Source organism: Candidatus Endolissoclinum faulkneri L2 (genome assembly GCF_000319385.1).
Classification (GTDB): domain Bacteria; phylum Pseudomonadota; class Alphaproteobacteria; order Thalassobaculales; family Thalassobaculaceae; genus Thalassobaculum; species Thalassobaculum faulkneri.
Window position 1 is genome coordinate 1,281,705 of sequence record NC_019566.1, and the last position, 13,649, is coordinate 1,295,353.

The 13,649-nt window shown below is 36.2% G+C and carries 9 protein-coding genes; 3 read left to right on the top strand and 6 right to left on the bottom strand.

The window, feature by feature from the left end; translation table 11 throughout:
• The first annotated feature begins 311 nt into the window (after nucleotides 1–311).
• The gene (gene aguA, locus A1OE_RS03690) at nucleotides 312–1,409 is read left to right on the top strand and encodes an agmatine deiminase (protein ID WP_015089080.1); all 1,098 of its coding nucleotides are present in this window, start codon (nucleotides 312–314) and stop codon (nucleotides 1,407–1,409) included.
• A gap of 316 nt (nucleotides 1,410–1,725) precedes the next feature.
• Here aguA and secA read toward each other — a convergent pair whose 3' ends face one another.
• A complete protein-coding gene (secA, locus tag A1OE_RS03695) occupies nucleotides 1,726–4,491 on the bottom strand; it encodes a preprotein translocase subunit SecA (protein ID WP_015089081.1) in 2,766 nt (921 codons plus the stop codon).
• A gap of 694 nt (nucleotides 4,492–5,185) precedes the next feature.
• Between secA and A1OE_RS03700 the strand changes: the two genes are divergently transcribed.
• Both A1OE_RS03700 and argJ read left to right on the top strand, forming a co-directional pair.
• Nucleotides 5,186–6,064 carry a peptidylprolyl isomerase gene (locus tag A1OE_RS03700; RefSeq protein WP_015089083.1) on the top strand — a complete coding sequence of 293 codons (879 nt, stop codon included), beginning with the start codon at nucleotides 5,186–5,188 and terminating at the stop codon, nucleotides 6,062–6,064.
• 47 nt (nucleotides 6,065–6,111) lie between these two features.
• Complete coding sequence (gene argJ, locus A1OE_RS03705; protein ID WP_015089084.1) at nucleotides 6,112–7,353, top strand: bifunctional glutamate N-acetyltransferase/amino-acid acetyltransferase ArgJ; 1,242 nt, start codon at nucleotides 6,112–6,114, stop codon at nucleotides 7,351–7,353.
• 335 nt (nucleotides 7,354–7,688) lie between these two features.
• Here the strand turns inward: argJ and ndk are convergent, their stop codons facing one another.
• The 5 genes from ndk to sseA form a co-directional block, all read right to left on the bottom strand.
• Entirely contained in the window at nucleotides 7,689–8,132 is a 444-nt protein-coding gene (gene ndk / locus A1OE_RS03710; protein WP_015089086.1) for a nucleoside-diphosphate kinase, read from the bottom strand.
• 141 nt (nucleotides 8,133–8,273) lie between these two features.
• Nucleotides 8,274–8,723 (bottom strand): DNA polymerase III subunit chi, encoded by a 450-nt coding sequence (locus tag A1OE_RS03715; protein ID WP_044283301.1) that lies wholly within the window; start codon nucleotides 8,721–8,723, stop codon nucleotides 8,274–8,276.
• Nucleotides 8,724–9,757: 1,034 nt separating this feature from the next.
• Nucleotides 9,758–10,255, bottom strand: a complete 498-nt coding sequence (locus tag A1OE_RS03720; RefSeq protein WP_015089088.1) for a phosphatidylglycerophosphatase A family protein — start codon at nucleotides 10,253–10,255, stop codon at nucleotides 9,758–9,760.
• On the bottom strand, nucleotides 10,252–11,442 hold the full coding sequence (ispD, locus tag A1OE_RS03725; RefSeq protein WP_015089089.1) for a 2-C-methyl-D-erythritol 4-phosphate cytidylyltransferase: 1,191 nt from the start codon (nucleotides 11,440–11,442) through the stop codon (nucleotides 10,252–10,254). Before ispD ends, A1OE_RS03720 begins: the two co-directional genes overlap by 4 nt.
• A gap of 189 nt (nucleotides 11,443–11,631) precedes the next feature.
• On the bottom strand, nucleotides 11,632–12,498 hold the full coding sequence (gene sseA, locus A1OE_RS03730; RefSeq protein WP_015089090.1) for a 3-mercaptopyruvate sulfurtransferase: 867 nt from the start codon (nucleotides 12,496–12,498) through the stop codon (nucleotides 11,632–11,634).
• Between the last annotated feature and the right edge of the window lie 1,151 nt (nucleotides 12,499–13,649).

The window sequence follows — 13,649 nt, forward strand, 5'->3', positions numbered from 1 at the left end:
GCTCCTCTATAAAATGAGTGCTTCTCTGTTATAGAGACGTCATTTTCTGTTCACAAATAAAGTACATTATCCAAAATAAAATACTTTATTATACTGCTTGCAACTATTGACATCACTTAAATCATGTTCATGTAGCAAAACTCTGAAAGATAATTAACAATAAAAATAGTTTTTTGATTAATAAATAAGAGGCCTATAACAAATGGCATATTTTAACTTTCTTCGCAAGAAACAAAGGTCATTGATTAATATACAAGAAATACAATAGCTTAACAGCTTTGTTTCTTGCGAAGAAATAATAAAGTTATTAGATGAAACGAATAAATTTACTGCAGAGTACTCCAATAGAAGATAATTACTGGATGCCAGGCGAGTTTGAGCCTCATTCTGGAACTTGGATGTTGTGGCCTGAGCGTAGCGATAATTGGCGCAACGATGCTGTGCCGGCAGAAAAATCTTTTGCTGCTGTTGCCCAAGCCATTGTCGCTGTCGAGTCATTAAAAGTTGGGGTTTCTACGAGAAGGCTAGCGCGGGCAAAATCTGCATTGCCCAGTGCAGTCACCTTAGTAGAAATGGAAAGTAATGACGCATGGATGCGTGATGTTGGTCCCACCGTCGTAATCAACAATAAAGGTTCTAAGAGAGCAGTTGACTGGATGTTCAATGCTTGGGGAGGTACAGAACATGGTTTATACCAGGACTGGCAAGCAGATGATGCGGTGGCAGGTATCGTAGCCAAAAACGAACAGATGGATCATTATCGCGCACCATTGATTCAAGAAGGAGGAGGCATCCATAGTGATGGAAAAGGTACTATCTTTGTTACCAAAGAGTGTGTGCTTAGTAGTGGTCGTAATGCTAGGTTAGGCTATAGATTATGTGAAGAGATATTAAAATCTTACAGTGGAGCAAGTCAAGTGATTTGGCTACCATGTGGAATATATGCAGATGAGACTACGGGACACATCGATAATCTGTTACACATAGCTGGACCAAATATAATCTTTATCACATGGACTGACGATCCATGTGATAAACAATATGTGCGCTCAGCCAAAGCATTATCTATACTGGAAAGCACGCGTGATATTCAAGGTAATCCTTTCCGCATCATCAAATTGCCTACGCCAGGTCCACTGCATATGACAGATCATGAAGCAAGTGGTATTGTATCAGGGTCAGGAAATAAATCCCGTAAAGCAGGGGATCGATTGGCTGGATCATACACAAATTTCTATTTAGCTAATGGTCGTGTTTTAGTTCCCCTACTCGATCCACGCACTGACGATAACGCATGCCTAATCATCGGTGACGCATTACCTGATCGAGAAATTATTCCTATACCAGCACGCGAAATATTGATTGGAGGTGGTAATATTCATTGCATAACACAACAGATCCCGCTATAAATTATTATTCGCATATTTGCTCTTACGCATCCTTTTATGGTATAGTATCACTATACCATCATTACTGTTTTACCTAAAATCTTTTTGTTGGCACCTAATGTAGCATCAAAATAGATGGAAAAATTCCTTTGCAGCATGCAATGAATGCTTGAACTTTAATACCCACTATCATTACTCAATGCTTGGGTAATCAGATAATCTGTAGGACACATAGTAATCAAATTTACTAGCCTATAAATTTGATTACTATTAACTCTAGATGATTTTTAAAATCAACTTTAATCCCAAACAAAAAAAGAGCAAACATTCGTATAAATCAGTTAAAACGTCCATGGCAGTGCTTATATTTCTTTCCAGACCCACACGGACATCGCTTGTTACGTTGAACATTGCCCCAAACTGCCGAGCTATTCGGCTCTGAAGTTTTCCAATCGATGGGTAAGTGCGGAAATAAGGTCGTCATTTTATCCCTATCTGTGAGCGATACTGCCTGATGATTATCTTTAGTAACTGAACGAATCGCATTACTATTTATTAATTGATTGTTCTTCGTGCGATGAATACCAGTTTTGCCTGCAGTAATTATTTCAATATCATCTGATGATTGTGCGCGGATTTCTAGATGTGCAATTGTAGAAGTTACGTTACTACGTAAATCAGTTAACATCTTCTCAAACAAGCAGAATGCTTCGCGTTTGTATTCATTTAACGGATCTCTTTGAGCATAAGCTCTTAAGCTTATACCTTGGCGAAGATAATCAAGCGATAACAAGTGGTCCTTCCACAATTGATCTAAAATATGTAATAGTAACTGTTTTTCAGCTATTCGCATCAGTGTAGAGCCAAAATTTATATCCTTCTGACTCAAATGAGCATTAGAAAATTCACGAACGCGTTCCAAGATATCTTGCTTAGTTATGAATTCTTCCTTAGCCCATTCAACCAGAGGTGGAGTTATACCAAGCAAATTTTGCACCTCACTACACAACAATTCAAAATCCCACTGATGAGAGTATGAGCCTTCTTCAATGACCTGACTAACAATATTATCGATAGCTTCGTTACGCATATCGATAACCAACTCATGTACTTCAGGCAAGCGCATAATCTCCCTACGTTGTTCATAAATTATCTTGCGCTGATCATTCATAACATCATCAAATTTCAATAGTTGCTTACGGATCTCAAAATTACGAACTTCTACTTTATGTTGTGCCTTTGCCAACGCCTTATTAATCCATGGATGAACAACTGCCTCCCCTTCTTGCAGGCCAAACTTTTGTAGCATCCCGTCAATCAATTCAGAACCAAAAATACGCATTAAGTCATCTTCCAAGGACAAGAAAAATTTAGAGCGCCCTGGATCACCCTGACGGCCCGAACGACCGCGTAACTGGTTATCAATACGCCGACTCTCATGACGTTCAGTAGCAATCACATATAAACCACCTGCTGCTAATGCTTTGTTTTTATTTGCTTCAAATTCAGCAGTAACCTTCTCAACGATTTGTAAGCGTGCAGACTCATCATACACCCCTTCTAGGGCCTGAACTAAACACATCTCTATATTACCACCCAACTGGATATCAGTACCGCGTCCTGCCATATTAGTAGCTATAGTTACAGAACCAGGACGCCCGGCCTGGGCAATTATACGAGACTCTTGTTCATGGAAGCGAGCATTCAAAACTTTATGTGGAATTTTGCGCTGTTTTAAAATTCTAGAAACAGCTTCTGAATTTTCGATTGATATGGTTCCAACCAGTACCGGACGTTCAGAATTACGACATTTCTCAATCGTTTCTACAACAGCTTCATATTTTTCTTTAATGGTTCGATAAACTTCATCGTCTTCGTCAATACGTGCAACAGGGGCGCTAGTGGGAATCGCTACAACCTCGAGTTGATAAATTTCTTGAAATTCAGACGCCTCTGTCATTGCCGTACCAGTCATGCCGGCCAGCTTAGGGTAAAGACGAAAATAGTTTTGAAAAGTTATTGAGGCCATAGTCTGGTTTTCATTTTGTATAGCAACTCGTTCTTTAGCCTCTAGTGCTTGATGCAAACCATCGGAATAACGACGACCATCCATGGCACGTCCAGTAAATTCGTCAATAATGACCACTCGATTATTTTTTACAATATAATCCGTGTCACGCGAAAAAAGCTTGTGAGCTCGTAAAGCTTGATTAACTTGGTGTACTAAGCTAATGTTTTGTACGTCGTACAGCGTACCCATACGTATAATACCAGCGTTACTAAGCAATAATTCGATCTTGTCAGTACCTTTGTCAGTTAAAATAATTGTTCGTTGCTTCTCGTCTTTTTCATAATGATCTTCTTCTAAATACAAAATCAACTCGTTAATCTGACTATATAATTGTAAATTGTCTTCGGCTGGTCCAGAAATAATCAACGGTGTACGAGCCTCGTCGATCAAAATCGAATCTACTTCATCAACAAGAGCATAATGAAAATCCCGCTGAGTCATATCTTCAAGTCGAAACTTCATGTTATCTCGTAAATAGTCAAAACCAAATTCGTTATTAGTGCCGTATGTTATGTCGCAAGCATAAGCCGCTTTACGTTCACGATCCTCAAGATCGTGCACAATACAGCCAACTGTTAAACCAAGAAAATTATAGACTTTACCCATCCAGGCAGCATCACGCTGGGCTAAATAATCGTTTACCGTCACCACATGAACACCGCTGGCAGGCAAAGCATTTAAATATGCCGGCAAAGTCGCAACCAGGGTTTTACCTTCTCCGGTTTTAATTTCAGTAACTCGACCCTGATGCAAAAAAATACCACCTAAAATTTGAACATCAAAATGGCGTTGCCCAAGAATTCTTTTAGCTGACTCTCGCACCACCGCAAATGCTTCTTCCATAAGATTGTCGACTGTTTCGCCGGCAGCTAAACGTTTTCTAAAAAAAGCAGTCTTCTTCTGTAAAGCTTCATCTGATAAACTTGCAATACTTACCTCAAGATTATTAATTGCATCGATATGCTTTTGCATTCCCTTGACAATGCGATCATTCTGCGAACCAAATATTGCCCTAGCAATGCCCCCAAGCATGGAAAAATCCTCGATAAAAATACGTAAAATACCGATGTAGCGCTGCAACTAAGAAATTTAGGCGTGAAACCATGCTCTGTCAACGCAGGTGGCTAATCAAAAAAATCTATTAATCGTATTAATGCATTACTTTATTTTAAAATAAATTAAACTGAGTATAATTGTTTGTAATTGAGATTTTATACGAAGCTAAAAAAATAAATTATAGCTCATGGCGAGCAATTTTTGCTTACTAGACAGTAAGTATTTTGGATCATCATGCTAACTTTTATTAACAAAGTTAATAAAATGCATCATAATATTTTTTTCTTGCTACTTTATTACTATCTATCTTAGATTATTTAACTTTAAATATTGTGCAGAGTTCAAAATTTAACAAAAGTACTAAATAATTATAATACGTATATATATCAAATATTTACCAGCAAATTCAATCGCAGAATAAAGCTAGATAATTTGATATGTATGAGTTCACTTTTTAATCTAAATTAGATATAATTATTATACTACAACCTAACATAAAGTGTAGTATACATAATTACCCATTTAGGTAATTTGATAGAACGAATAAAACTCTGCTCAATAAATATGCTTGCTGGGAATCAAAAACGTTTCTAACACTAATCATAAATAGGATTACGCTAATCTAGATATTGCACACACACCTGCGCATAAGTTTTGAAAGGACACTCGTATGTTGTTCTCCCTGCGCCGTGCGATCGGTGCGGCTTTAATTTTGCTTAATATTGCGGTCTGTAGATCGGTAATCGCGGAAGACCATAAATCAAGCACAACCAAAGAATCGTCTCTTGATTTATCCACTGTTGTTGCGCGTGTTGGTGATAAAAAGATCACGTTTGGCGAATTGATGAAAATGAGAAACCATCTGCCGGAACAGTACCAAAAATTGCCGTTAGAAACTATCTACAGACCAATGCTTAATCGAGCAATCGATCATATACTAATTACTAGAGAGGCTCTCGCTAGCGGAATAGCAGAAAATGATGACGTAAAGGCGCTAATTAAAGAAGCAAAAGATCGAGTTATTACCGAAGCATATCTGACTCAGAACATTGCCTCGAAAGTAACTGATGATCTTCTACGCAAACGATATAAAGAAATTATTGCCAATCGGGCTGGTAAACAAGAAATTAAAGCACGGCACATCCTGCTGGAAAGTGAAAAAGAAGCCAAAAATATTATTAAAGAGCTTAATAAAGGTACTGATTTTGCTAAGTTAGCCATTGAGAAATCGACTGATCCATCAGCCGTTCGTGGTGGTGATCTTGGTTGGTTTCAGGCTGATCAGATGGTGCCAGCATTCTCAGATGTAGCGTTTACCTTAAAGCCTGGAACTTACACTAAAGTACCAGTAAAGAGCCAGTTTGGCTGGCATATAATTCTTCTAGAAGATAAACGCATAGCCACCACACCTAATTTCGATCAAATGCATGAACAACTTACTGCTGATATAACTAGTGAGTTAATTTACTCACATTTAAAAACGTTACGCAAAAAGTCTAATGTTTATCGATTTGATATGAATGGTAAACCATTACTAGAACATGAGTGATAAATTAATCATCGTTAGATTGTTAAAACTAATAGAAAGTAATAATCATGAAGCCGCTTCCGGTTTCTCCGCTAGCACCAAATAAAAAACAGATTTTAACGCCTATTGCTGGTTGCCGAATGGCTTCCCGAAAAGCTCGTATATACTACGACGGACGTTGTGATATGCTATTGATGGCTTTTGATCCAGGAACAACCGTCGCAGGCGTTTTAACATCCAACCAAATGTCAAGCCCTTCGATTAATTGGTGTCGGAAACATCTTTCTTCCGGTACAGCTCGCGGTCTTGTAGTAAATGCCGGTAATGCAAACTCCTTTACAGGAGCACATGGAGTAATAGCATGCGCCGAGACAGCAAAATCAGCGGCAGCAGTACTTAGATGCGAGCCAAAAGAAATCATGATAGCATCTACTGGTGTCATAGGCGAACCCATACGCTACGAGCGAATAATTGAGAATCTACCAGCAGCACAAGCAGGACTAGTGGATGATGCATGGGAAATTGCAGCAGCTACCATCATGACTACTGATACTTTTGCAAAAATGGCATCACGCACGGCAATTATCCACGGAGAGGCTGTGAAAATTAACGGAATTGCTAAGGGATCTGGTATGATCGCGCCTAATATGGCAACGACTCTATCTTTCATTGTAACCGATGCTAAATTACCCTCATCTTTCCTTAAGACATTGCTAACCCGCGGAATAGAGCGTAGCTTTAATTTAATAACCGTTGATAGTGATCAGTCCACTAACGACATGGCAATGATGTTTGCTACCTGCAAAAGTGGTCCACAAAATATAAAAATTAGTACTACAAAAGATCCTGCTTTACGCGACTTCCGCAGACAATTGTATGATCTACTGCATGATCTGGCAATACAAGTCGTGAGTGATGGTGAAGGGGCAAGCAAATTGGTTAGCGTTGCAGTTTCCGGCGCTGCTTCCACACTAGCAGCTAAGCGAATCGCTATGTCCATAGCTAATTCACCTCTAGTGAAAACTGCGATTGCTGGAGGAGACGCTAACTGGGGCCGCATAGTAATGGCAGTCGGTAAATCTGGTGAGAAAGCAAACCAGGATAAGCTTAGCATTGCTATTGGTGGCATTGAAGTAGCAAGTAATGGAATGCGTGTAGAAAGTTATGATGAGTCAAAGGTTGCTAATCATATGAACAATAAAAATATTGACATTGCAGTAGATGTAGGAGTAGCCCGTGGACGATCCAAAGTATGGACCTGCGATTTAACTCACAAGTACTTAGAGATTAATGCTGATTATCGTAGTTAAAATTTCCTTATGCATCTAGCAAGAGCATAAAGTATCCAGTAAGCACACAGTAGTTGTGCTTTTTGCATTTTACTACACAATCGATTGATAAAAATACAGCATAAAATTACTAGCAAGTCTAGTAATAAGCATTGGACTCGCCTAGTCTATTATCTGTAGTATCGTACGGGTTATAAGATAATAAAATCTTTGCTAACTGTAACAAGTTATAATGAATGCATATCAATTGAATTTAGCTAGTACGCATTTTGTACTTATTGATAAGTAATGCTACTTAGATTTGATTGCAAAATACATGATAATGACCACTAGGTCCAATTCTATAAAAAACTTTTTTATTCTAAATGTTGACGCAGGCAACCGACTATTTCTTTATCGCTAAAAAATTGAGCAATTTCAACCCTAGCAGCTACAGCTGAATCAGAACCATGAACAGAGTTTTCGCCTATCGACTTAGCAAAAATTTTGCGAATGGTGCCGTCAGCAGCCCGAGCAGGATTAGTATCGCCCATAAGATTACGGTAAACACTTATCGCGCTCTCACCCTCTAATACCTGAACTACGACCGGAGAAGATATCATAAAATCCACAAGTTCGTCAAAAAATGGACGATCCTTATGAGAATCATAAAAAATATTAGCTTGCTCTTTAGTCATCCTAATCCGCTTCTGAGCAATGATGTGCAAATCAGAATTTGCTATCGCAGTGTTGATTGCATTAGTCAAATTACGCTTGATAGCATCCGGTTTAATTATAGATAAAGTACGTTCTATAGCCATTGCTCTCTCTTCGATTAATTTAACTATTAATTAAATTACTTCTATAAAAACTAACAATTTGTCCGGTAATTTCACTGCGCATCATAGTAACAAAATAATACCAACAAGTGTTTACTTATACGATTAAAAAACAAAAATGTTTCAAGCTATTTTGAGCCAAGAACCATTATTTTTTTGACGCCAGTAAGTAATTACATGTCCAGCATCACGCGCTAACTTCCAACGTAGTCTTGCAGCAGCAATCGACTTATGATTATGACCATCAAACAGATCAAAAACTCGCTTAAAACTGCTCAAGTCAAAAGCTTCCACTCGTTCAATAATAAATAAGAACCTAGCTCCATTTGGATTCTCATTTCGATGAGTAAGCCAAATTGGTTGCAAATTAGCATTATCGTATTTCTGCGCTCCATGAGGCAGCCAAGATCTTTCATCATATACCCAAAGATGATAATCAAGAGCTTGTACTTTTTCGGCTGAAGCTAGAAGTACAATTGCACGTTCTCTCGCTGCTAAAGTTTTACACAGCAATTTAGGTAAGGCTTTATTCACAGTTATAGACGTCAGATGGTAAAATATAATTTCAGTCATATTGGTTATCGATCTAAAGACTTGTAGTATGCATTTATACAATTAATGCTCTAAATTTCTATGACCACCACTAGTAACAATACACTAAAAAATTTCTTGCCTAGCATAAATATTCTGCCTTAACCGTAAATAACAATTATATTAAACGCATCACATGCCAAAATGCCATCAAGTATTCCATCTAAACTACACTCTGTAAAATAGCAAGCGTTACTTAAAATCTATTTAGTTTAAGGTGCTTAATTAAATTCTACCAGCCTACTAAAACACTATACTAATTCTAAACAAGCCCAATTAATAGTCTAAACATTGAGAAAAAAATGTACCATATAAATTTACTAAGAGTAGATGATTTTTGGCTGATAAATTTTCTTTAGTAAGACTTTAAATAAAAAACATATAGTTGTCTTCTTTTCTAAAAGAAAAAAACATCTGCCTAATTCGATATTTAGAATAAATTATTGCTCTTCTTATATTAATTAATTTATCAAAGCCAAAAATATAAACAATAAATAACGCCGTTTACGAAAGTAACTATCATTACTTAGCCTCAATTCATAATTAAATTTAGCAAACGCCAAATAATTCAGACTAAATTGAAGTTATATTTCAGAATAAATCGTAAAAATATCGCATTAAGCACCATACTGTAACCAAGCACAAAAACTTACTCACGTAAGTGAGTAAAAATCAATACTAATCTTACTAGCTAATGATTCAAGGACATAGAATAAAGAATTCTATTTTATATCAAATATTTAAATTAATTAAAAAATATATTGAATTAGTAAAACAACAATAGTTCGCACGATAAAGCTAAGAATTATAACATTAGATTTGTTATAATTAGTTTGTAATAATACACTCATCTCTTTATATAAGTTGATATACTGACATCAAACAATAAAAAAATTACATAAACCTCTCAAAACTTATGCGTAAAATAATTAATACTTTAAAAGTAACAACAGTGCTAAATCTTCAATAAAAATAATTTAAAAAGCGTATATATGATACAGTAGCATTTATCACCACTAACTATAATCTAAAAAAAAACATAACCAAACCAATAAGGTAGTGTAAGTACTGGCAACCAAATCGTCAAGTATTACGCCAATTGGACTACGCATATTATGATCAATCCAATTTGCTGGAAAAATTTTAACAATATCAGCAAAGCGAAAAATAATAAAGGCAAGCCACCAATACATTGGGTTTAGCGGGCAAAACACTAAAGTTAACCACTGACCAGCCATCTCATCAATTACCACCACTTCGGGATCATGAGTACCAGTATTTTCTATGTATATCCAAGTTGCCCATGTACCTAACCCAGTGGCTAAAATTGCAGTAATTAGCAAAAACACACGTCCATTACTTTGTTGGGCAATTGGCCAAGCTGAAACTGCTGCTATCATCGAGCCCCAAGTTCCTGGCGCTTTGGGAAAATAACCAATTCCCAGTCCGGTAGCGATCAATTTCGCTATGTGGGTAAAGAAGTAGTGACGAAGGCTAAAAAAAAATCTATTCACGGGACCATTGTTGCTGGAATTGCTATAGTTGCAGCAGCCTGCACAGCAATGCCGTTAGCACAGCCGAAAAAATCAAGTCTTTCAGTAGTTGTAGCCTTTACTGATACCCGTATTATTGGGATGCTACAGATCTTTGCAATACAATCACGCATAGCTTCACGGTGCGGGTTAATCTTAGGGAAATCACAAATCACTATAAGGTCCAGATGACGAATTTCTCCACCAGCCTTACGAAGTTGATTACAAGCATGTAATAAAAACTGATTAGATGCTGCCCCATCCCATTGCGGATCGCTGTTTGGAAAATAAACACCTATATCTCCTAACCCAAGTGCTCCTAGCAAAGCATCAGTAATAGCGTGCAAAACAACATCAGCATCAGAATGACCAAAAAGTACCTGATTATGCGGAACAACAATACCTCCTAACAAAAGGCCTTTACTGTCGCATTTTAGATTATCTACTAAACGATGCACGTCGAATCCAATACCAACACGCGTTTCCACGGCTCCAGCTAGCAAGCGCTCAGCCAATGCAAAATCCTCAGCCATAGTAATTTTCATCGAATCCTCCGAGCCCTTGACTAGAATTACTGTTTCCCCCGCCCATTCCATCAGAGTTGCATCATCAGATGCAGAGATATTTTTGTCCCTTGCAAGACGATGAGCTTTGAGTAAATTGTCGAATCGCATTCCTTGAGGCGTTTGGGCTCGCCACCATTCATTATGGCTCGGATAGTTCATCGAAATACATTTTGTCTCCACTTGACGTTTTAAGGTATCAACTACCGAAATCACAGGTAAGGCGGCAGTTGACATTTCCAACGCGTCCAATACTCGATCAATTACTATAGTTGGAACTAGTGGACGTGCAGCATCGTGAATCAGGACTAAATCTGGTTTATCTTTCAATGCCAAACTCTCTAAGCCATTTAATACCGAAGATTGACGTTTGGCAGCTCCAATCACAGGAGGAGATAAGTCAAGCCCATCAACAACTACCTCGTATAAAGTACGATGTTCCTCTGCAATTATTACTCGAACATAATCAATTCTAGGATGTTTTCGAAAAGTTAATATTGCTCGACGCAACACAGGTATACCACCAAGCAACCGATACTGCTTAGGCAAATCGCTGCCAATACGCATACCTTTTCCAGCAGCAAGAATTAAGACAGTAGTAATCATTACCTAAACTATATAAACCTTATTATTCAATAATAGGTAGAGCAATCCACCAAACAGTATATATCAAGTTATGATAATATTTGATATACAATATTAAAGAATTACTTAAGAATAATAAAAATACGGCTAGCTAGCGTTTTTGCCGATAAACAAGACTAACGATCATTGCCAATTTATATTGGCCAGCAATTAAGCGCCTCGAATTTTGCCTGGTCCAGTTTCTACCGGAGTATCTTGTCGAGAACCCCACTCAGACCATGAACCATCGTATATAGCTACATCTGGATAACCAAGACGAAAAGCAGAAATCGCTACATTACAAGCTGTTACGCCAGAACCGCAAGAAGCTATTATTGGTTTCGATAGATCAATACATGCATTATCAAATATCATAGCTAGTTTATTAGCATCAATCGATAACATAGTTTTCTTATCGAAGAATTCACTGCTTGGGATAGATATCGAACTTGGAATATGACCAGAACGCATTCCCTGCCGCGGTTCAATCTCTTCACCAGTAAAACGAGCAAAAGGACGAGCATCAATAATATTCGCATCGCCAGCATTTACTGCTGCTAGCACTTCGTCACATGATTTAACAAGTCCGCAGCGAAAAATTGCATTGAAATTAGCTAAAGAACGATTTTTTATTGAGCCCGTCTCTACTAAATATCCTTCAGCCTGCCATTTTGGCAAACCACCATCAAGTACAGCAACTTTGTCGTGACCAAATAATCTAAACATCCACCAAGCCCTAGCGGCAGAATACATTCCATAAGTGTCATATACTACAACTATTTTATCGTTGTTTATGCTAAGTTTACTTACTTCTTTCGAAAAAATTTTTACGCTGGGAATCATATGAGGCAAGGAATTATTAAGATCACATATTGTATCAATATCAAAATGCTGAGCACCTGGAATATGGCTATCTAAAAATTCTGCTTTAGCGTCACGCTTAAGTGAGGGCATGTGATAAGTACAATCAAGCACAATTACATTAGAATTATTTAAATTATTCGCTAACCACTTGGCGGTAACAAAAGCATCAGTCATCGTTACATTTTCCTAACTAAGCTATTATACTTGATAAAATTAACTCATTAATTTAGAGTAAACTGTTTTAAATTTTCAGTATGAATAAGCATGGCAATATACAGTGATATAGTTCTCAATTTATGATCAAATGTCAAAAAAAAGCTTCAAAAAAAACGATATAATTAATAATTAACTGTAATCTAATCATTAAAACTAATTTGTATTGGTTACTTAAACAAGCATATTATCAGATTAAAAATTAATACCAAATATCAGGAAGAATTTTCCTATGCTTTTGTAAATTAGAATTAAATACTTAATTTACTATTAGTATATTAGTAACCGCATTAAAATAGTTAATGAAGTGATTTCCGTATCCTGTAATCCTACTTTAGTCCTATCGGACAGCAATTTAATTTTTTAGTAGATGATATAGCCAATATATTTAATATATTGTTATAATTCGGTGATTTTTGCTATTTAATTTGACTAAATACCAAACCTAACTAAATAGGTATCGAACAAGTAATTTATTTACAATTATTAAGATAGTTTAGGAATTTTAATTAAAGCTTTTATTAAATTCAATTACATCAAATTATACCAAATAAAAATAATCTCTATTATAAAGATATTTACCTAAAAATTTAAACGATTAGTGTTAACAACCATTATTCAATGTTAAAATAAATTGTACCTATTACAAAAATATTTTAAGGATAATAATCCAAACTAGATTAGCTTTTTCTATTAGAGCATCTTACAACATTTATAAAATATTAAATAATAGAATAATTTTCTATAAAAATTTCTTTCCAAGATCCTTTTAATAAAGGACATTTGAGTTAAAGATAACTAACTGATTATTTTACTAAAATTTAATGTTGATTTTGCAAGCAAATCTCACTGAATTACATCAGCACTATTACAGACAAGTAACAATAGCTATATTCTATTTGTTATTATAATTCATATATTTCTTATTATGTATATCACTATAAAGACTAGAAAAAGATCACAATTTTTGAATAAACAAAAAGTATAACCTTTTTGAGCTTAATTTAGATTAATACTAAAATATTAAAAACGTACTAGCTTATGTTTTGTATAAAGAAAGTTAGGTATTCATTAAAAATATAATGATAATTATCACTATCTTTAGCAGAAAA